The organism is Frondihabitans peucedani, assembly GCF_039537585.1.
GTDB classification, from domain to species: Bacteria; Actinomycetota; Actinomycetes; order Actinomycetales; family Microbacteriaceae; genus Frondihabitans; species Frondihabitans peucedani.
The window spans coordinates 358,030-378,981 of record NZ_BAABAU010000001.1 but is presented as its reverse complement, the minus strand read 5'-3'; the positions used below and the strand labels follow the sequence as shown (position 1 = coordinate 378,981).

The window sequence follows — 20,952 nt, the reverse complement described above, 5'->3', positions numbered from 1 at the left end:
GCCGAGGGCAACTCGATCGCCGCGTGGGCCGCCGTCATCATCATGCTCGTCGCATTCGCCGTCGGCACCATCGCGTTCTGCTTCGACTACCCGGTCGTCGTCTGGATCGCCGCGGGCTTCGAGGTCGTCGGCCTCATCGTCGGCCAGGTCCTGAAGCGCATGGGCTACGGCGTCGGCGGCAGCCGCTACGCCTCGAAGGTGCACGAGTAAGTGCTCGACGATCTCTACGCGGGGTCCCTCGCCGACGCGTCGGCCAGACAGGCCCTGCGGCCCCTCGACGTCGTCGAGCGAGCAGCCCGCGACCGCGCGCCGGCCCTCGACGCCCGTGCCGCCCTCCAGCCCGCAGACCGGGTCAAGATCATCGCCGAGGTCAAGCGCGCCAGCCCGTCCCGTGGCGCGCTCTCCGAGATCGCCGACCCCGCCTCGCTCGCCCTGTCGTACGAGACCGGCGGCGCCAGCGCGATCAGCGTCCTGACCGAGGGTCGCAAGTTCAAGGGCACGCTCGCCGACCTCGAGGCCGTGCGCGACGTCGTCTCGGTCCCGGTGCTCCGCAAAGACTTCATCGCCACGCCGTACCAGGTCTTCGAGGCCCGGGCCGCCGGCGCCGACCTCGTCCTCCTCATCGTCGCCGGCCTCCCGCAGGCCGAGCTGGTCTCCCTGCACGAGCTCGTCCTCGAGCTGGGCATGACCGCTCTGATCGAGACGCACTCGGCCGACGAGGTCGTCCGCGGTCTCGACGCCGGCGCCACGGTCCTCGGCGTCAACGCCCGCGACCTCACCACCTTCGAGCTCGACCAAGACCTGTTCGGCAGCCTCGCCGACAGCATCCCCTCGGGCGTCGTCCGCGTCGCGGAGTCGGCGGTCAAGTCGCCCGCCGACGTGGCCCACTACCGTCGCTCCGGTGCCGACGTCGTGCTCGTCGGCGAGGCTCTCGTCGTCCACGGCGATCCTGTCGACGCTCTCAACACCTTCCTGGAGGTCTGATGACGAAGCTGCGCGAAGCAGTGGGTCCGTACTTCGGCGAGTTCGGCGGGCGCTTCGTCCCCGAGTCGCTCGTGGCGGCTCTCGACGAGCTCGACCAGGCCTACCGGGCGGCTGCCGTCGATCCCGAGTTCCAGGCGGAGCTGGCCGCTCTCAACAAGTCGTACACGGGCCGCCCCTCGATCATCACCGAGGTGCCCCGGTTCGCCGAGCACGCCGGCGGCGCGCGGATCTTCCTCAAGCGCGAAGACCTCAACCACACCGGCTCGCACAAGATCAACAACGTGCTGGGTCAGGCGCTCCTCGCCCGGAAGCTCGGCAAGACGCGCCTGATCGCCGAGACCGGAGCCGGGCAGCACGGCGTCGCCACCGCGACCGCAGCCGCCCTCTTCGGCATGGAGTGCGTCGTCTACATGGGCGAGGTCGACACCGAGCGCCAGGCGCTCAACGTCGCCCGCATGAAGCTGCTCGGGGCCGACGTCGTCGCTGTCACCACCGGCTCCCGCACCCTCAAAGACGCGATCAACGACGCGCTCCGCGACTGGGTCTCGAGCGTCGAGAAGACCCACTACGTCCTCGGCACGGTGGCCGGTCCGCACCCGTTCCCCACGATGGTGCGCGACTTCCACAAGGTGATCGGAGAAGAGGCCCGGCAGCAGATGCTCGAGCTGACCGGCGCCCTGCCCGACGCCATCACCGCCTGCATCGGCGGCGGCTCGAACGCCATCGGCATCTTCGACGCCTTCCTCGACGACGAGTCGGTCGACCTCTACGGCTACGAGGCCGGCGGCGACGGCATCGAGTCCGGCCGCCACGCCGCGTCGATCACCCTGGGCCGCACCGGCGTCCTCCAGGGGGCCAAGTCGTACCTGATGCAAGACGAAGACGGCCAGACCGTCGAGAGCCACTCCATCTCCGCCGGTCTCGACTACCCGGCCGTCGGTCCCGAGCACGCGTGGCTCGCGAAGATCGGGCGCGTGAAGTACGAGCCCGTGACCGACCGCGAGGCGATGGAGGCGTTCCGACTCCTCAGCCGCACCGAGGGCATCATCCCCGCCATCGAGTCCGCTCACGCCCTCGCCGGCACCATCCGCCTCGGCCGCGACCGCGGTCCCGGCTCCTCGATCCTGGTCTCGCTGTCCGGTCGCGGCGACAAGGACGTCGCGAGCGCCAGCCGCTACTTCGGGATCCTCGACGACGAAGGGCAGCCGGCGTGATCGACACGACCAGCAGCAAGGTCTCGCGCGCGATCCAGGCGAAGAGAGACGCAGGATCGGGCGCTGTCATCGGCTACCTGCCGGTCGGCTTCCCGACCCTGTCCACCAGCATCGAGGCGGCTGTCACTCTGGCCGGCAACGGCATCGACGTCCTCGAGCTCGGCCTGCCCTACTCCGACCCGGTGATGGACGGCCCCGTCATCCAGGCGGCGACCCAGCGCGCCCTGGCCGAGGGCTTCCGCGTGCGCGAGCTCTTCCCGGCCGTGCGCGAGATCGTCTCCCAGACCGACATCCCCGTCGTGGTCATGACCTACTGGAACCCGGTGTCGCAGTACGGTGCCCAGCGCTTCGCCGACGACCTGGCCGCCGCCGGGGGAGCCGGGCTCATCACGCCCGACCTCATCCCCGACGAGGCGACCGAGTGGATGACGGCTGCCGAGCGGGCCGACCTCGACCGCATCTTCCTGGCCGCTCCGTCGTCCAGCGAGGAGCGTCTCCGGCAGGCCGTCGAGGCCAGCCGCGGCTTCGTCTACACCGTCTCGACGATGGGCATCACCGGTGCCCGGAGCGACGTCGACGCCGCCGCCTCGACCCTCGTCGAGCGCCTCCGGGCCGTCGGTGTCGACAACGCCTGCGTGGGCCTCGGCATCTCGACCGCGCAGCAGGTGCGCGAGGTCCTCGAGTACGCCGACGGTGCGATCATCGGGTCCGCGTTCGTCCGCGCCCTGGCCGAGGGCGGCGTCGAGCGCCTCGCCGAGGTCGCGTCCGACCTGGCCTCGGGCAGTAGAGTCTCCTAGCGTCGCTGCTCCCTCGCGCAGCAGCAACCTCCTCCGCACTACGAAAGGCACCTGAACGTTGTTGCCCCTGAGCATCCCCAGCCCGTCTGCCGCCTGGCAGTCCTTCGATGTCACGGACTGGTTCAACAGCACGTTCGGCACGAACCTGACGTTCAACGTCAGCGTCCGTGCGTACGCCATCTGCATCCTGCTCGGGATCGTCGCGGCCGTCCTCCTCACCAACGCCCGCCTCAACCGGCGCGGCGCCGAGCGCTGGATCATCATCGACCTCGCCATCTGGTGCGTGCCGTTCGGCATCGTCGGCGGCCGCTTCTTCCACGTCGTCTCGCACCCCGACGACTACTTCGGCGGGCAGCCGCTCTGGCACGTCTTCGCCGTCTGGGAGGGCGGGCTCGCGATCTTCGGCGCCCTGGCCTTCGGCGCCATCGGCGCGATCCTCGGCTGCCGCCAGACCGGCATCCGCTTCTCCGTGTTCGTCGACGCCCTCGCGCCCGGCCTCATGCTCGCGCAGGCGTTCGGCCGCTTCGGGAACTACTTCAACCACGAGCTCTTCGGCACGCCCACCACGCTGCCCTGGGGCCTCCAGATCGAGTCCGACAACCCGGCCTACCCGATCGGCCTCCCCGCCGGGACACTGTTCCACCCGACGTTCGCCTACGAGATCCTGTGGAACCTGTTCGGCATGGCCGTCATCCTGCTGATCAACCACAACGTGCGGCTCGAGTGGGGCAAGACGTTCGCGCTCTACCTCGTCTGGTACGGCACCGGCCGCATGTGGTTCGAGTCGATCCGCACCGACTACAGCGAGCTCTTCCTCGGGGTCCGCGTCAACGTGTGGGTCGCGTTCCTCGCCGTGGGCCTCGGCGTCTTCGTCTTCTACGTGCAGAGTCGACGGCACACGGGCCTCGTGCCGAGCGCGTACCTCCCGGGCCGCGGGCCGAACGAGGCCGGTTTCAACCCCGTCATCACCGGGGAGGTCGACCACCCTGAGGTAGACTCCATCGCGGGGTCGACCGGCGATCGCGACGACGACACAGCGGTCGGAGCGAAGGCCACGACCACCGTCTGAGGCGCGAGCACCGCCTCGAGACCCACCGCGACACCCGCCCCATCCCGGCGGGCGAGACGGCAGCACCACCAGAAGCAACCAGAATCAGAAGCACTACAAGGCAGCAGCACCACAGACCACGAGCACCACAGCCCGCCGGGCGAGCCGATCAGGCCGCCGGGCACCGGAACACCTCGCGATCCGCACTCAGAACGCGAGAAGCAACGACGTCCGTCAGGCCACGACCCCGCGCCGACGACGCCAGCCACAACCCCTCGGTTTCCTGCCGAGAGGTCGCGAATCGGGCCAGCGACGCCCCGCCCTGCGTTACCTTTCACGTACTAGGCCACCGTGCTCCAGACCACGGTGCCAGTCCACCCTCGTGAGGACGGATCGACATGGCTCTCACGCCAGCGCACCAGACCTTCAGCAGCATCCCCGCGGCCCAGGGCCTCTACGACCCTGCCCAGGAGAAGGACGCCTGCGGCCTCGCCATGGTGGCGACGCTCCGCGGCACCCCGGGCCACGACATCATCGACGCGGCGCTCGGCGCCCTCCGGAACCTGGAGCACCGCGGTGCCGTGGGCTCCGACGCGGGCACCGGCGACGGCGCCGGCATCCTGATGCAGGTGCCCGACGCCTTCTTCCGCGAGGTCGTCGACTTCGAGCTCCCGGCCCCCGGCCGCTACGCGGTCGGCCTCGGCTTCCTGCCGGTCGACGACGACGAGCGCGGCGCCCTGAAGACCGCCATCGAGGCGATCGCCCGCGACGAGTCGCTGCGCGTCCTCGGCTGGCGGGTCGTCCCGGTGCGCGCCGACGAGCTCGGCTCGCTGGCCCGCAAGGCCATGCCCGCCTTCGAGCAGCTGTTCGTCGCGTCCGCCCACGACGACGCCCGCGGCGAGGGCATCCAGCTCGACCGCGTCGCGTTCCGGCTCCGCAAACGCGCCGAGCGCGAGCTGGGCGCGTACTTCACGTCGCTGTCCTGCCGCACCATGGTCTACAAGGGCATGGTCACGACCCTCCAGCTCGAGCCGTTCTACCCCGACCTCTCCGACCAGCGGGTCGCCTCGAAGCTCGCGATCGTCCACTCGCGCTACTCGACGAACACGTTCCCGTCCTGGCCGCTGGCCCAGCCCTTCCGCATGATCGCGCACAACGGCGAGATCAACACGGTGCGTGGCAACCGCAACTGGATGCGCGCGCGGCAGTCGCAGCTCGAGTCGGAGCTGATCGGCGACATCCAGCCGCTCCTGCCCATCGTGAGCCCGGGCAACAGCGACTCCGCCTCGTTCGACGAGGTCGTGGAGCTCCTCAGCCTGACCGGCCGCTCCCTCCCGCACGCCATCATGATGATGGTGCCCGAGGCGTGGGAGAACCAGGTCGGGATCGACCCGGTCCTCCGCGACTTCTACGAGTACCACTCGATGCTCATGGAGGCGTGGGACGGCCCGGCCGCCATCACCTTCACCGACGGCTCGCTCGTCGGCGCGACCCTCGACCGCAACGGCCTCCGCCCCGGCCGCTACCTCGTGACCGACGACGGCCTCGTCGTGCTCGCCAGCGAGATCGGCGTGCTCCCCGACATCGACCAGGCCAGGATCGTCCGCAAGGGCCGCCTGCGCCCGGGCAAGATGTTCCTCGTCGACACCGAGGCCGGCAGGATCATCGAGGACGACGAGATCAAGAACGAGCTCGCGTCGAGCGCGGAGTACGGCGAGTGGCTCCAGATGGGCCGCATCCACCTCAAAGACCTCCCCGAGCGCGAGCACATCGTGCACACCCCGGCGTCGGTGACCCGACGGCAGCGGACGTTCGGCTACACCGAGGAGGAGGTGCGGATCCTGCTCTCGCCGATGGCGAAGACGGGGGCCGAGCCTCTCGGGGCGATGGGCAGCGACACGCCGATCGCCGTGCTCAGCGACCGGCCGCGCCTGCTCTTCGACTACTTCACGCAGCAGTTCGCCCAGGTGACGAACCCGCCGCTCGACTCGATCCGCGAGGCCGTCGTCACCTCGCTGAAGCTCGGCCTCGGCCCGGAGCGGAACCTCCTCGCCGCGACGCCCGAGCACGCCCGCCAGGTGATCCTCGACTTCCCGGTGATCGACAACGACGAGCTCGCCAAGATCCAGCACATCGACGTCGCACCCGGCTCGCGCCTCACGACGACGCTCCGCGGGCTCTACCGGGTCGACCAGGGTCCGAGCGCGATGGAGAAGCGCATCGCGGCGCTCTGCGCCGAGGTCGACGAGGCGATCGAGGAGGGCTCGCAGTTCATCGTCCTGTCCGACCGCGACTCGACGGGCGACCTCGCGCCGATCCCGTCGCTCCTCATGCTCGCGGCGGTGCACCACCACCTGATCCGCACCGAGAACCGGATGAAGGTCGGCCTGATCGTCGAGGCCGGCGACGTCCGCGAGGTCCACCACGTGGCGACCCTCATCGGGTACGGTGCCTCGGCGATCAACCCGTACCTCGCGATGGAGACCTGCGAGAACCTCGTCCGGAGCGGCATGATCACCGGCATCTCGCCGGAGCAGGCCGTGAAGAACGTGATCAAGGCGCTCGGCAAGGGCGTCCTGAAGATCATGTCGAAGATGGGCATCTCGACCGTGTCCAGCTACGCGGCCGCCCAGGCCTTCGAGGCCGTCGGACTCAGCCACGAGTTCGTCGAGACCTACTTCACGGGCACCTCGACGCGGCTCGGCGGCGTCGGCATCGACGTCATCGCGGCCGAGAACGCCGAGCGGCACCTGAGCGCCTACCCGGCCGACGGCGCCACCAGCGCACACGAGCGGCTGCAGACGGGCGGCGAGTACCAGTGGCGCCGCGAGGGGCCCCCGCACCTGTTCAACCCCGAGACCGTGTTCCGGCTCCAGCACGCCACCCGCACGGGCCGGTACGACATCTTCCGCGAGTACACGAAGATGGTCGACGACCAGGCCGAGCACCTGATGACCCTGCGCGGGCTGTTCCACCTCCGCACCGGGTCGCGTCCGGCCGTCCCCCTCGACGAGGTCGAGCCCGTCTCGGCGATCGTCAAGCGCTTCTCGACCGGGGCGATGAGCTACGGCTCGATCTCCAAGGAGGCGCACGAGACCCTCGCCATCGCGATGAACCGCCTCGGCGGCAAGTCGAACACCGGCGAGGGCGGCGAGGACGTCGACCGCCTGCTCGACCCCGAGCGCCGGAGCGCCGTCAAGCAGGTCGCCTCCGGCCGGTTCGGCGTGACCAGCATGTACCTGACGCACGCCACCGACATCCAGCTGAAGATGGCGCAGGGCGCGAAGCCCGGCGAGGGCGGCCAGCTGCCGCCGTCGAAGGTCTACCCCTGGGTCGCCCGCACCCGTCACGCGACCCCCGGCGTCGGCCTCATCTCGCCGCCGCCGCACCACGACATCTACTCGATCGAAGACCTCAAGCAGCTGATCTTCGACGTCAAGCGCGCCAACCCGACCGCCCGGGTGCACGTCAAGCTCGTAAGCCAGTCGGGCATCGGCGCGGTCGCTGCCGGGGTGACGAAGGCCCTCGCCGACGTCGTCCTGGTCTCCGGCCACGACGGCGGGACCGGCGCGAGCCCCCTCAACTCGCTGAAGCACGCCGGCACGCCGTGGGAGATCGGCCTCGCCGAGACGCAGCAGACGCTCATGCTGAACGGCATGCGCGACCGCGTCGTCGTGCAGGTCGACGGCCAGATGAAGACCGGGCGCGACGTGATCGTCGCGGCCCTGCTCGGCGGTGAGGAGTTCGGTTTCGCGACCGCGCCCCTGGTGGTCTCCGGCTGCATCCTGATGCGGGTCTGCCACCTCGACACCTGCCCGGTCGGCGTCGCGACGCAGAACCCCGAGCTCCGCGCCCGCTTCTCGGGCAAGGCGGAGTACGTCGTGAACTTCTTCGAGTTCCTGGCGCAGGAGGTGCGCGAGTACCTCGCAGCTCTCGGTTTTCGCTCCCTGGACGAGGCGATCGGCCACAGCGAGCTGTTGGGCGTCGACCGCGCCGTCGAGCACTGGAAGGCGTCCGGCCTCGACCTCGAGCCGGTCCTCGTCGGGCCGGTGTTCGCCGACGACGAGCCGCGCCGCAACCGGGTCGCTCAAGACCACGAGCTCGAGAAGCACTTCGACAACCAGCTCATCAAGGCGACCGCCGAGGTCGTCGAGAACGGCGGCAGGATCGCGCTCAGCCTCCCCATCCGCAACACCGAGCGCGCTGTCGGCACCATGCTCGGCCACGAGGTGACGGTCCGCCGCGGCGAGCACGGTCTCCCCGCGGGCAGCATCGACATCACCCTGACGGGCTCCGCGGGCCAGTCCCTCGGGGCGTTCCTGCCCGCCGGCATCACGCTGCGCCTCGTCGGCGACAGCAACGACTACGTCGGCAAGGGGCTCTCGGGCGGGATCGTCGTCGTCCGCCCGCCCGCCGAGGCCGCCTTCGCGGCCGAGGAGAACGTCATCGCCGGCAACGTGATCGGCTACGGCGCGACGCAGGGCAGCATGTTCATCCGCGGCATCGTGGGGGAGCGCTTCCTGGTCCGCAACTCCGGTGCCAGCGCCGTCGTCGAGGGCGTGGGCGACCACGCGCTCGAGTACATGACCGGCGGGCTCGCCGTGATCCTGGGCGAGACCGGTCGGAACCTCGGCGCGGGCATGTCCGGCGGCACCGCGTACGTGCGCGGCCTCCGGCGCGAGAACGTGAACGAGGACGCCCTCGCGACCGGCGAACTGCTCCTGCAGCCGCTCGGAAGCGCCGACATCGAGATCCTGCGCGACCTGCTCGAGCAGCACGCGCGCGAGACGGGCTCGCCCGTCGCCGAAGAGCTGCTCGCCGACGTCGAGAAGGCGGCGGAGCAGTTCGTGAAGGTCCTGCCGCGGGACTACGCCGCGGTGATCGAGACACGCCGCACGGCGGCCGAAGAGGGACTCGACCTCGACGGAGACGTCGTCTGGAACAGAATCATGGAGGTGACCGGTGGCTGACCCCAAAGGTTTCTTGAAGGTCCAGAAGCGGGAGCTGCCCAAGCGGCGTCCCGTGTCCGTCCGGCTCATGGACTGGAAAGAGGTCTACGAGCAGCAGGAGAGCGGAGAGCTCCGGCGCCAGGCCGGCCGCTGCATGGACTGCGGCGTCCCGTTCTGCCACCAGGGCTGCCCCCTCGGCAACCTCATCCCGGAGTGGAACGACCTCATGTGGCGCGGCGAGGGCCGCCAGGCCATCGAGCGCCTGCACGCGACGAACAACTTCCCGGAGTTCACCGGCCGGCTCTGCCCCGCGCCCTGCGAGGCGTCCTGCGTGCTCGGCATCAACCAGCCGCCGGTCACCATCAAGCAGGTCGAGGTGTCCATCATCGACCAGGCGTTCCAGAACGGCTGGGTGACCCCTCACCCGCCGGAGCGCCTCACCGGCAAGACGGTCGCCGTCGTCGGCTCCGGCCCCGCGGGCCTCGCCGCCGCCCAGCAGCTGACCCGCGCCGGTCACACCGTCGCCGTCTACGAGCGCGACGACCGCATCGGCGGCCTCCTCCGCTACGGCATCCCCGACTTCAAGATGGAGAAGAAGCAGATCGAGCAGCGCCTCGCTCAGATGCAGGCCGAGGGCACCCGCTTCCGCGCCGGCGTCGAGATCGGCCACGACATCTCCTGGGACGACCTCCGCGCGCGCTACGACGCCGTGATCGTCGCCACCGGCGCCACGGTCCCGCGCGACCTCCCGATCCCGGGGCGCGACCTCGCCGGCATCCACTTCGCCATGGAGTACCTCGTCGAGCAGAACCGCGTCGGAGCCGGCGACACCCTCGCCGACCAGCTCACGGCCGAGGGCAAGCACGTCGTCGTCCTCGGCGGCGGCGACACGGGAGCCGACTGCATCGGCACCGCGCACCGCCAGGGCGCGCTCAGCGTCACCAACCTCGCCATCGGCAAGCAGCCCCCGGCGGAGCGGCCCGACGAGCAGCCGTGGCCCATGCAGCCGACCCTCTTCGAGGTGTCGAGCGCGCACGAGGAGGGCGGCGACCGGATGTACCTGGCGTCCACCGTCGAGTTCCTGTCGAACGAGGTCGGCGAGGTCCGGGCGATCCGCGTCGCCGAGACCGAGTACGTCGACGGCCGCCGCGTGCCGAAGTCGGGCACCGAGCGCGAGATCCCGGCCGACCTGGTCCTCCTCGCCCTCGGCTTCACCGGGCCGGAGCGCGAAGCGCTCGAGGGCCAGCTGAAGGTCCCGTTCGACGACCGCGGCGCCATCGAGCGCGACGGGCAGTACGAGACGAGCCAGCCGGGCGTGTTCGTGACCGGCGACGCCGGCCGCGGCCAGTCGCTCATCGTGTGGGCCATCGCCGAGGGCCGCGCCACCGCGTCGGCCGTGGACAAGTACCTGGAGGGCGCGACCTCGCTGCCGTTCCCGGTGCGACCCACCGACCGCTCCATCTCCGTCTAGTCCGCCGGCACGAGCACGAGTTCACCGGCACGTCGGGCGCCGTTACGAGACCACCCTCCCGGTGGGAATAGGGTGGAGCGACGCATCGGAGCGTCCACCTGCGAAATCACCCCCAATGAAGGAACACATGAGACGTGCAAAGATCGTCGCGACCCTCGGGCCCGCGACGTCGAGCTATGACGACATCCGGGCCATCATCGACGCGGGCGTCGATGTCGCGCGGATGAACCTCAGCCACGGAACGTACGACGTGCACCAGGGCGTCTACGAGAACGTCCGTCAGGCGGCAGCCGACTCGGGCCGCGCCGTGGCCGTCCTCGTCGACCTGCAGGGTCCGAAGATCCGCCTCGGCAAGTTCTCCGACGGGCCGCACAACCTCGCCGTCGGCGACATCTTCAAGATCACCACCGACGAGATCCTGGGCTCGAAAGAGATCTGCGGCACCACGTTCAAGGGCCTCCCGCAAGACGTCTCGCCCGGTGACCCCCTGCTGATCGACGACGGCCGCGTCAAGCTGCGCGTCCTCGACACCGACGGCACGACGGTCACCACCGAGGTCGTCGTCGCGGGCACCGTGTCGAACAACAAGGGCATCAACCTGCCCGGCGTCGCGGTCAACGTGCCGGCGCTCTCCGAGAAAGACGAGGCCGACCTCCGCTGGGGCCTCAAGCTCGGCGCCGACTTCATCGCCCTGTCGTTCGTGCGCAACGCCGACGACATCGACCGGGTCAACGTGATCATGGAGGAGGAGGGCCGGAAGGTCCCCGTCTACGCCAAGATCGAGAAACCCCAGGCCGTCGACAACCTCGAGGCCATCATCGATGCGTTCGACGGCATCATGGTCGCCCGCGGCGACCTCGGCGTCGAGCTGCCTCTCGAGGCCGTCCCGATCGTGCAGAAGCACGCGGTCGAGCTGTCGCGTCGCATGGCGAAGCCCGTCATCGTCGCGACGCAGATGCTCGAGTCGATGATCTCGTCGCCCATCCCGACGCGCGCCGAGACCTCCGATGTCGCGAACGCCGTCCTCGACGGTGCCGACGCGGTCATGCTCTCGGGCGAGACCAGCGTGGGGGAGTACCCCGTCATCACCGTGCAGACCATGGCCAGGATCGTCGCGTCCACCGAGGAGCACGGCCTCGAGCGCATCCCCGCACTCGGTACCAAGCCCCGCACGCTCGGCGGCGCGATCACCCTCGCCGCAGCCGAGGTCGCGGAGTTCGTCCAGGCCAGCTACGTCTGCGTCTTCACCGAGGGCGGCGACACCGTCCGCAGGATGGCGCGCCTCCGGCACCGCATCCCGATCGTGGCCTTCACGACCGACGAGGCGATCCGACGCAGGATGGCCATGAGCTGGGGCGCGCAGTCCTACCTCGTCGAGCCGGTGACGCACACCGACTCGATGTTCGGCCAGGTCGACGACATCCTGCTCGGCAACGGCCTCGCCGAGGTCGGCGAGAAGGTCATCGTCATCTCCGGGTCCCCTCCCGGGATCTCCGGCTCGACGAACGACCTGCGCGTGCACCGCGTGGGCGACGCGCACAACGAGGCTGCTCCGGCGTACGCCCGCTCGTAGTCGCAGAACGTCGGGCGGCCGATCGACCGCTCGTCCGCCGTACGTCGAGGCCGGTCCACCCCAGGGTGGGCCGGCCCTCGCTCTGCCCGGCCTGCTCCTGCACGAGCCGTGATCCTGCTGAGATTCACGGGTCGCCTCGCGGCCCGGACCTAGGATCGTCGCATGGCTGTCGACGGCGGGACTCCCGGGTGCTTCGAGCACGGAGCACGCCTGTACGCAGTGCCCTCCGACTCGGCCTTCTCGGTGGAGGAGACGCGCTCGAGCTACACCAGGAGCGACGCGGCGCGGCGACGCGGAAATCGCCCCCGAGTGCACTGGAGCGCCTTCGTCGGGGGAGTGCTGGGCGGAGCGTTCATCGACTTCTCGGCCTGGCACACGTCCCGACTGACCGACGGCACAGCCCTCGCGATGATGTTCGGGCTCGGCGGGGTGGTCGGATTCGCGACGGCGATCGGCATCCGCGAGGCTCTCGTCGGCCGACCGCACGAGGAACAGGTGGTGCGGCTGCCCGCGATCCAGATCCCCGGCGACATCGCGCGCTCGGCCCCCGACGACTCGACGCCGGACGAGCTCGTCCTGTGGAGCGTCCTGACGCGCCGCTACCGTGCGGCGCGCGTCGCCCTCGACGAGCTGCCGTTCCAGTCGAACGCTGCCGACGCATCGACCGCATCCCGGACCGGGACGCTCACCCCGGCTCTCACCCAGGCGGACGCCGAACTCGCCTACGTCGTCGCGAGGCACGACTACGAGCCCGTCGCCGAGCTCCTCGGCCTCCGGCTCGAGCGCTGACGCTGCGCTCGAGCGCTGACGCTGCGGCTCGAACGCTGAAGGTGCGGGTCGAGCGCTGACGCTGCGGGGCCTTCGGCCCGTGCGCTGCCGCTGTGGGTCACGCTCCATAAGAGCACGTCGACGTTGCTGCAAAAACAGAACGGCCCCGACAGCCGAAGCTGCCGGAGCCGTTCCAGTGCGACCACGCGGCACCCGGAGGTGCGTTGTCAGCCGCAGGAGATCAGATGACGCGGATGTTCTCGGCCTGGAGACCCTTGTTGCCCTGAGCGGTCTCGAATTCGACCTTCTGGTTCTCCTCCAGGTTGCGGTAGCCGTCGCCGGCGATCGCGGAGAAGTGCGCGAACACGTCAGTGGATCCGTCGTCGGGGGTGATGAAGCCGAAGCCCTTTTCGGAGTTGAACCACTTCACGGTGCCTGTTGCCATTTTTCTATTCCTTCAATCAGAGGTGTCCGATCTCGTCTGTCGAGATCTCTCGTCGCGGTGCTTTCTTTGTCCGCTCCCTCTAAGAACGAAGAGACGAAATGATGCCTCTTCGCGAAGTACAAATGCGTAACACAACAACCAGTGGCGCCCACACTATCGCAGGTCGACCCCTGCACGGGGGATTCCGCCCGAATAAGTCGCAGTTCGGGTCCTCGTGACGGCCCGGTAGGCTTGTCAGCACGCGAATGTGGTGGAACTGGCAGACACGGGGCACTCAAAATGCTCTGCCTCACGGCTTGCGGGTTCGAGTCCCGCCATTCGCACCACGCGGGCTCCGACGCTCTCCACAGGTCGAGATCCCTCCGAGTCAAAGACCGGTAGGATCGCATCCGTGAGTGATCAAGAGGCAACTTCAGCAGCACCCCGTCGCGTCGTCGTCGCAGAGGATGAGTCCCTCATCCGCCTCGACATCGTCGAGATCCTGCGCGACAACGGCTTCGAGGTCGTCGGCGAGGCCGGCGACGGCGAGACCGCTGTGGCCCTCGCCACCGAGCTCCGTCCGGACCTCGTGATCATGGACGTCAAGATGCCCAAGCTCGACGGCATCTCGGCAGCCGAGACGCTGTCCAAGAACCACATCGCGCCCGTGGTGCTCCTCACCGCTTTCAGCCAGAAAGAGCTGGTCGAGCGCGCGAGCGAGGCCGGCGCGCTGGCCTACGTGGTGAAGCCGTTCACACCGAACGACCTCCTTCCGGCGATCGAGATCGCCCTCTCGCGCTACACGCAGATCATCACGCTCGAGGCCGAGGTCGCCGACCTGGTCGAGCGGTTCGAGACCCGCAAGCTCGTCGACCGGGCCAAGGGCCTCCTCAACGAGAAGATGGGCCTCACAGAGCCCGAAGCCTTCCGCTGGATCCAGAAGGCATCGATGGACCGCCGCCTGACCATGCACGACGTGGCTCAGGCCATCATCGAGCAGCTCAGCGTCAAGAAGTAGCCTCCGACCGGCTGCCCATCAGCCGGCCCTCGCCATCGAGCATCGCCTCGGCGGTCGGCGTAGCGTCGTCGCATGACGACCGGGCCGCTGATCTCCGTCTCCGAAGCCGACCTCGACGATCTCCGCGAGCGTCTCCGTCGCACCCGGTGGCCTGCTGTCCTTCCTGTCGAGGGGTGGGCGGCCGGCACCGAGCCCGAGACGGTGCACCGCCTCGCCGAGTACTGGGCAGGCGACTTCGACTGGCGCGCCCAGGAGGCCTCGCTCAACGCGCTCCCGTCTGCCTTCGCCGACATCGACGGCGCCCGCGTCCACTACCTGCGCTTCGACGCGGCCCGCGGCGACGCCCCGGCGATCGTCGTGACGAACGGCTGGCCGAGCACCTTCTTCGAGCTGGTGCCCCTGGCGGAGCGGCTCGCGGCACCCGAGCGCTTCGGCGGCAGCGCCGACGACGCCTTCACGGTCGTCGTCCCCTCGATTCCGGGCTTCACCTTCTCCGAACAGCGCCCCTCGCTCACCGACGCCCTCCCGACCCACGAGGTGTGGCACCGGCTGATGCGCGACCACCTCGGCTTCGCGCGCTACGCCGCCCACGGCGGAGACCTCGGCTCCGGGATCACCGCGCGGCTCGGGCAGGCGCATCCGGAGGCCGTCACGGGCATCCACGTGCTGTCCGTCGCCGAGCCGGCCGACGTCGATCCTGCGTCCGTCACTCCCGAGGAGCGGCGGCACCTCGACGACGTCGCCGCCTGGGACGACGAGGAGGGCGCCTACGCGCACCAGCAGAGCACCCGGCCGGTGACGCTCGCGTACGGGCTCGCCGACTCGCCCGTCGGCCTCCTCGCCTGGATCCTCGAGAAGCACCGCGCCTGGAGCGACAGCGGAGGCGACGTCGGCACGAGGTTCTCCGACGACTACCTGCTCACCCAGGCATCGCTCTACTGGTTCACGAACTCGATCGCGACCTCGTTCCGGCCGTACTACGAGGGGGCCCGCAGGATCACGCCCCAGGTCACCCGGGTCGACGTGCCGACGGCGGTCGCGCTCTTCCCCTCCGGTCTGGCGCACCCGCCCAGGAGCTGGGCCGAGCGCACCTACGCCGTCGAGCGCTACACCGTGTTCGACCGCGGCGGGCACTTCGCCCCTCACGAGGAGCCCGACCTGCTCGCCGACGACATCCGGGAGTTCTTCCGCGGCAGATCGTGAGCGGCTGTGGCCCAGCCGGGGCCTAGGCGTCGCGCAGGATGTTCGTGATGCGGACCGTCGACAGCCGGCGGCCCTGCTCGTCGGTCATGACGATCTCGTGAGTGGTGAGGGTCCGGCCCAGGTGGATCGCGGTGCAGGTCCCGGTGACGATGCCCGACGCCGCCGCGCGACTGTGCGAGGCGTTGAGCTCGATGCCCATCGCGATGCGGTCCGGACCGGCGTGCACGCTGGCCGCCATCGAGCCGAGCGACTCGGCCAGCACCACGTGGGCCCCGCCGTGCAAGATGCCCACCGGCTGGCGATTGCCCTCGACCGGCATCGTGCCGACCGCGCGCTCGGCGCTGAGCTCGACGATCTCGATGCCCATGCGCTCGGCCAGCTCACCCGCCCCCCGACGCTCGAGGAACTCGAGGGCCTGGTCGCTGAAGGCGCTGGGCGTGGTGTCGGGCACGGGTTCTCCCTGGGGATCGGCGGCAGTCCGGGGCCGAGCCGAGTGTCGGAGGGGGCCGCTAGGCTGACGGGGTGCCGGACCCAGCAAAGCCTACCCTCCTCGTGATCGACGGTCACTCCCTCGCATTCCGGGCCTTCTACGCCCTCCCGGTCGACAGTTTCGTCAACCGCGACGGGCAGCACACGAACGCCATCCACGGCTTCATCTCGATGCTGCTCAACCTGCTCAAGAACGAGAAGCCGACCCACCTGGCGGTGGCGTTCGACATCTCCCGCTACTCGTTCCGCACGCGTGAGTACCCGGAGTACAAGGGCACCCGCAACGAGACGCCGCCGGAGTTCGTGGGGCAGATCCCGCTCCTGCAGGAGGCCCTCCACGCGATGGGGATCACGACGATCACCAAAGAGGACTACGAGGCCGACGACATCCTGGCGACCCTCGCGAGCCGCGGCTCCTCGGGCGGGTACAACGTCTACGTCGTCTCCGGCGACCGCGACGCGATCCAGATGGTGAACGACGACGTCACCCTGCTCTACCCGTCGGCCCGCGGCGTCACCGACCTGACCCGCTACGACCGCGATAAGGTCTTCGAGCGCTACGGCATCGAACCCCACCAGTACCCCGAGATCGCCGCCCTCGTCGGCGAGACGAGCGACAACCTGATCGGCGTCGACAAGGTCGGCGAGAAGACCGCGGTCAAGTGGATCAACCAGTTCGGCTCGCTCGACGAGGTCATCGAGCACCGCGACGAGATCAAGGGCGTCGTCGGCGACAGGCTCCGCGAGCAGTACGACCGCGCCGTCCGCAACCGCCGCCTCAACCGGCTCGTCACCGACGTCGACCTCCCCGTCGGGCCCGACGACCTCCTCCGCCGGCCGATCGACGTCCCCGCCGTGCGGGAGGTCTTCGACCGGCTGCAGTTCCGCACCCTGCTCGACCGCGTCACGGCCCTCGCCGAGGGCGGCGGCACGGCGACCGGTGCCGAGAGCGTCGAGCCCGCGGCTCCCACCGGCCCGGTGGCGCCCGTGGTGCGCACGCTCATCGACGAGGAGCTGGCGCACTGGCTCCGCACCCACGCCTCCGCCGACAAGCCGGCCGTCGGCGTCGCCGTCGAGTACGGCCCTGACAATACGGTCACCGGCCTCGGCATCGCCGCCGCGGGCGACTCCGTGCACGTGCCGTGGGCCGCTGGCCGCGGCGACTACGTGGCCCTCGAGGAGTGGCTCGACACCGACTCTCCGAAGGTGGTGCACGACGCCAAACGCGCCTACAAGGCCCTCCGGCGCGTCGGTCTCACCCTCACCGGGCTCGACGGCGACCCCCGGATCGCCGCGTGGCTCCTCCGGCCCGGCCGCACCTCGTTCGCCCTCGCCGACCTCGTCTACGAGCACCTGGCCGAGCGCATGCCCGAGGCCGACCCCAACCAGCTCGTCCCGGCCGACGACGCCGGGGGAGTGGCGACCGAGGCCTGGTACGCCCTGCGCGTCTCCGACGAGCTCGACGCGCTGCTCGACGAGGGCTCCAGGCGGGTCCTCCGCACCATCGAGCTGCCGCTCGTGCCGGTCCTCGGCGACATGGAGCTCACCGGCGTCGCGACCGACCGCCCCGCCCTCCGCGAGCTCTCCACCCGCCTCGCCGACACCGCGGCACTGCTCGCGGCGGAGGCCTTCGAGGTCATCGGCCGAGAGGTCAACCTCGGTTCTCCGAAGCAGCTCCAGGAGGTCCTGTTCGAGCAGCTCGACATGCCCAAGACGCGCTCCATGAAGTCGGGGTACTCGACCGACGCGGCCTCCCTGGCCGACCTCCAGGAGAAGAACCCGCACCCCTTCCTCGACCTCCTGCTGAAGCACCGCGATGCGACGAAGCTCCGGCAGATCATCGAGACGCTCGACAAGGCCGTCGACGACGGTGGTCGCATCCACACCACCTACGACCAGACCGGCACCACGACCGGCCGCATCTCGTCGATCGACCCGAACCTGCAGAACATCCCGGTCAAGACCGCCGTCGGGCACGAGATCCGGGCGGCCTTCCAGCACGGTCCCGACTACGAGACCCTGCTCACCGCCGACTACTCCCAGATCGAGATGCGCATCATGGCGCACCTCTCCGGCGACGCCGGGCTCATCACGGCCTTCAGCGAGGGCGAAGACCTCCACCGCTTCGTCGGGGCGCGCATCTTCGGTGTCGAGCCGGCCGACGTGTCGCCTCTCATGCGGACGAAGGTGAAGGCGATGTCGTACGGTCTCGCCTACGGCCTCAGCGCCTTCGGCCTCTCGAAGCAGCTCCGGATCGAGACGGCCGAGGCCAAGCAGCTGATGACCGACTACTTCGCGAGGTTCGGAGCCGTCCGCGACTACCTCCGGAACGTCGTCGAGAAGGCCCGTGAAGACGGCTACACCGAGACGATCTTCGGGCGCCGACGCCCTTTCGCCGACCTCACCTCGTCGAACCGCGTCCTCCGCGAGAACGCCGAGCGCGCCGCGCTCAATGCGCCGATCCAGGGCTCGGCCGCCGACATCATGAAGATCGCGATGCTCGGCGTCCGGCGCGACCTCGACGAGCGCGAGCTCCAGTCGCGGGTCCTCCTGCAGGTGCACGACGAGCTCATCGTCGAGATCGCCCGCGGCGAGGCCGACGTCGTCGAGGAGATCGTGCGCGCCCGCATGGGGTCCGCGGCCGACCTGACCGTCCCGCTCGACGTGTCGGTGGGCATGGGCGAGAGCTGGGACGCCGCGGCGCACTGAAACGAGGCGAACTGCACCGAGCCGCACCGAAACCGGGCGAACTGCGCCGAGCCGATCCTGCTCCCCACGCCTGCTCGGCGGGGCGGGAGCATGATGAACACAGCACCACTCACGACGGCACCCCAAGGAGAACCACCATGGTCACCATCGACGGCGCGAGCGTCAAGAAGCTGATCGTCGCCTGCGACGCCGGCATGGGATCGAGCATCATGCTCGCCACCACGCTCAAGAAGCAGCTCTCCGAGAACGGCGTGACGGTCGACCACTCGGCCCTCGATCAGATCCCGGCCGACGCCGACGTCGTCGTCACCCAGAACAACCTGGCGGACCGCGCCCGCGCCGCAGTCGCGGAGGGCACCCCCGTCGTCCCCTTCCAGCTCTTCATGGGCGACCCCGACGTCGCACGCGTCGTCGACGCCATCAAGAACGGCACCACAGTCGAGCTCTGAGCAGCATCCAGCTCCGGGCAGCATCCGGCCTGGGCAGCATCCGGCCCCGATCGCGCGTCGGACGTCGTCGCTAGGCTCGTTCCATGAGCTCCGACGACACTCCCACCGCCCGCGCCGCCACGCCGATCGACGCCGTCGCGGAGCGGTGGGTCGACACTCTCGTCGACCTCGATCCGCTCTGGGCGACCTGGCTCGGGCGCGAGGGCCGCACCGGCGAGTACGGCGACACCACGCCGGCCGGGCACGACGCCTACATCGCCGCGGTCCGAGCGACCCTCGACGAGCTCCGTGCGACACCTCCGGCCGACTCGGTCGACCGGGTCACCCGCAACGACCTCGAGGCGTCCCTCGCTCTCGACATCGAGTACGACGAGCAGCGACTCCATCTCCGCGACCTCAACGTCATCGCCTCTCCGGCGCAGGGGCTCCGCGACGTCTTCGACCTGATGCCCACGGCCACCGAAACCGACTGGGCCGACATCGCGTCGCGCCTGACCGCCCTCCCCGCGGCCGTCGACGGCTACATCGAGACCCTGCGCCTCGGCATCGAAGAGCACGTCGTCCCCGCGAAGCGCCAGGTCGAGGCGGTCGCCGAGCAGTGCGCGCGCAACGCGGGGCCGGAGGGCTTCTTCCGCAAGCTCGCCCACGATGCGAGCGCCGACTCGGGGGAGCCGCTCTCCGGCGAGCTCCTCGAGCGCCTTCGCGCCGGCTCCGACGCCTCTCGGGCGGCCTACCAGAGGCTCGAGGCCTTCCTCCGCGACGAGCTCCTTCCGGTGGCCGGCGACGCCGACGGGGTCGGCCGCGAGGCGTACGCCCTGCATTCGCGGCGCTTCCTGGGCGCGACGGTCGATCTCGACGAGACCTACGAGTGGGGGCTCGAGGAGGTCGCCCGGATGGCAGCCGAGCAGGCGGCCATCGCGGAGCAGATCGAGCCGGGCGCATCGGTCGCCCGCGCGATCGAGCTGCTCGACGCCGATCCTGCGCGCCAGCTCGACGGGGCAGACGCTCTTCGCGAGTGGATGCAGGGGCTGAGCGACCGAGCCGTCGCCGAGCTCGGAGCCACCCACTTCGACATCCCCGACTCGATCCGCACCCTCGAGTGCAGGATCGCGCCGACGCACGACGGCGGCATCTACTACACGGCCCCGAGCGACGACCTCGTCCGGCCCGGGCGCATGTGGTGGTCCGTCCCGGTCGGCGTCACGAGGTTCACGACGTGGCGCGAGACGACGACCGTCTACCACGAGGGCGTTCCGGGCCACCACCTGCAGCTCGGCCAGGCCGCCGTCAACCGCGCGACACTCAACACGTACCGCAGGTCGATCGCGGGCACCTCCGGTCACGCGGAGGGCTGGGCGCTCTACGCCGAGCGCCTCATGGACGAGCTCGGCTACCTCGGCGAGCCGGGAGACCGGCTCGGGATGCTCGACGGCCAGCGGATGCGGGCGGCGCGAGTCGTGATCGACATCGGCGCGCACCTCGGCAAGGAGTTCCCGGGCTGCGAGTCGATGCCGGCCGGCGGCGTCTGGGATCACGAGAAGGCGCTGGCCTACATGCTCGACAACGTCAACATGGACGAGGCCTTCGTCCGGTTCGAGATCGACCGGTACCTCGGCTGGCCCGGCCAGGCGCCCTCGTACAAGGTCGGTCAGCGGATCTGGGAGGACCTCCGCGCCGAGCGCGCGCGTCGCGAAGGCGGATCCTTCAGCCTCCGGCGCTTCCACTCCGAGGCGCTCGCCCTCGGCGGAGTGGGCCTCGACACGCTCCGCACTGCTCTGCTGGGCGACACGGAGTGACGGCGCGGAGTGACGGCGCCGCGTGACGGCGCAGCGGCCGGAGTCCGCATTACGACGGGG

General features: G+C 70.0%; 16 protein-coding genes and 1 tRNA gene. 15 read left to right on the top strand and 2 right to left on the bottom strand.

What is annotated here, in order from left to right; genetic code table 11:
• Positions 1-15 precede the first annotated feature (15 nt).
• The 9 genes from ABD733_RS01760 to ABD733_RS01720 all read left to right on the top strand — a co-directional run bounded on the left by ABD733_RS01760 (position 16) and on the right by ABD733_RS01720 (position 12,825).
• Positions 16-210 carry a DUF6704 family protein gene (locus tag ABD733_RS01760; protein WP_344795953.1) on the top strand — a complete coding sequence of 65 codons (195 nt, stop codon included), beginning with the start codon at positions 16-18 and terminating at the stop codon, positions 208-210.
• Positions 211-984, top strand: a complete 774-nt coding sequence (gene trpC / locus ABD733_RS01755; protein ID WP_344793322.1) for an indole-3-glycerol phosphate synthase TrpC — start codon at positions 211-213, stop codon at positions 982-984. It begins immediately after the preceding gene.
• The gene (gene trpB / locus ABD733_RS01750; protein WP_344793321.1) at positions 984-2,198 is read left to right on the top strand and encodes a tryptophan synthase subunit beta; all 1,215 of its coding nucleotides are present in this window, start codon (positions 984-986) and stop codon (positions 2,196-2,198) included. Before trpC ends, trpB begins: the two co-directional genes overlap by 1 nt.
• The gene (gene trpA / locus ABD733_RS01745) at positions 2,195-2,995 is read left to right on the top strand and encodes a tryptophan synthase subunit alpha (protein WP_344793320.1); all 801 of its coding nucleotides are present in this window, start codon (positions 2,195-2,197) and stop codon (positions 2,993-2,995) included. Before trpB ends, trpA begins: the two co-directional genes overlap by 4 nt.
• Positions 2,996-3,062: 67 nt before the next feature.
• A complete protein-coding gene (gene lgt, locus ABD733_RS01740; RefSeq protein WP_425552885.1) occupies positions 3,063-4,064 on the top strand; it encodes a prolipoprotein diacylglyceryl transferase in 1,002 nt (333 codons plus the stop codon).
• A 377-nt stretch (positions 4,065-4,441) separates the two neighbouring features.
• Positions 4,442-9,013, top strand: coding sequence for a glutamate synthase large subunit (gene gltB, locus ABD733_RS01735; protein WP_344793318.1), 4,572 nt, complete (start codon positions 4,442-4,444; stop codon positions 9,011-9,013).
• On the top strand, positions 9,006-10,463 hold the full coding sequence (locus ABD733_RS01730; RefSeq protein ID WP_344793317.1) for a glutamate synthase subunit beta: 1,458 nt from the start codon (positions 9,006-9,008) through the stop codon (positions 10,461-10,463). Before gltB ends, ABD733_RS01730 begins: the two co-directional genes overlap by 8 nt.
• Positions 10,464-10,590: 127 nt before the next feature.
• Positions 10,591-12,036: a pyruvate kinase gene (gene pyk, locus ABD733_RS01725; RefSeq protein ID WP_344793316.1), complete on the top strand. Its 1,446-nt coding sequence runs from the start codon at positions 10,591-10,593 to the stop codon at positions 12,034-12,036.
• Positions 12,037-12,198: 162 nt separating this feature from the next.
• Positions 12,199-12,825 (top strand): hypothetical protein, encoded by a 627-nt coding sequence (locus ABD733_RS01720; protein ID WP_344793315.1) that lies wholly within the window; start codon positions 12,199-12,201, stop codon positions 12,823-12,825.
• A 220-nt stretch (positions 12,826-13,045) separates the two neighbouring features.
• On the opposite strand, the gene ABD733_RS01715 is transcribed toward ABD733_RS01720, so the two are convergent.
• Entirely contained in the window at positions 13,046-13,249 is a 204-nt protein-coding gene (locus ABD733_RS01715) for a cold-shock protein (RefSeq protein WP_056054766.1), read from the bottom strand.
• A gap of 241 nt (positions 13,250-13,490) precedes the next feature.
• On the opposite strand from ABD733_RS01715, the gene ABD733_RS01710 reads away from it, so the two are divergent.
• The 3 genes from ABD733_RS01710 to ABD733_RS01700 all read left to right on the top strand — a co-directional run bounded on the left by ABD733_RS01710 (position 13,491) and on the right by ABD733_RS01700 (position 15,449).
• Positions 13,491-13,575, top strand: a tRNA-Leu gene (locus ABD733_RS01710).
• Between the two features lie 65 nt (positions 13,576-13,640).
• Entirely contained in the window at positions 13,641-14,246 is a 606-nt protein-coding gene (locus tag ABD733_RS01705; RefSeq protein WP_148061463.1) for an ANTAR domain-containing response regulator, read from the top strand.
• 72 nt (positions 14,247-14,318) lie between these two features.
• A complete protein-coding gene (locus tag ABD733_RS01700; protein WP_344793314.1) occupies positions 14,319-15,449 on the top strand; it encodes an epoxide hydrolase family protein in 1,131 nt (376 codons plus the stop codon).
• A 22-nt stretch (positions 15,450-15,471) separates the two neighbouring features.
• Here the strand turns inward: ABD733_RS01700 and ABD733_RS01695 are convergent, their stop codons facing one another.
• On the bottom strand, positions 15,472-15,816 hold the full coding sequence (locus tag ABD733_RS01695) for a PaaI family thioesterase (RefSeq protein ID WP_344795951.1): 345 nt from the start codon (positions 15,814-15,816) through the stop codon (positions 15,472-15,474).
• Between the two features lie 155 nt (positions 15,817-15,971).
• On the opposite strand from ABD733_RS01695, the gene polA reads away from it, so the two are divergent.
• The 3 genes from polA to ABD733_RS01680 all read left to right on the top strand — a co-directional run bounded on the left by polA (position 15,972) and on the right by ABD733_RS01680 (position 20,892).
• Positions 15,972-18,647 (top strand): DNA polymerase I, encoded by a 2,676-nt coding sequence (gene polA / locus ABD733_RS01690; protein WP_344793313.1) that lies wholly within the window; start codon positions 15,972-15,974, stop codon positions 18,645-18,647.
• A 137-nt stretch (positions 18,648-18,784) separates the two neighbouring features.
• Complete coding sequence (locus tag ABD733_RS01685; RefSeq protein ID WP_344793312.1) at positions 18,785-19,096, top strand: PTS sugar transporter subunit IIBC family protein; 312 nt, start codon at positions 18,785-18,787, stop codon at positions 19,094-19,096.
• Between the two features lie 83 nt (positions 19,097-19,179).
• Positions 19,180-20,892 (top strand): DUF885 domain-containing protein, encoded by a 1,713-nt coding sequence (locus ABD733_RS01680; RefSeq protein ID WP_344793311.1) that lies wholly within the window; start codon positions 19,180-19,182, stop codon positions 20,890-20,892.
• Positions 20,893-20,952: the final 60 nt, after the last annotated feature.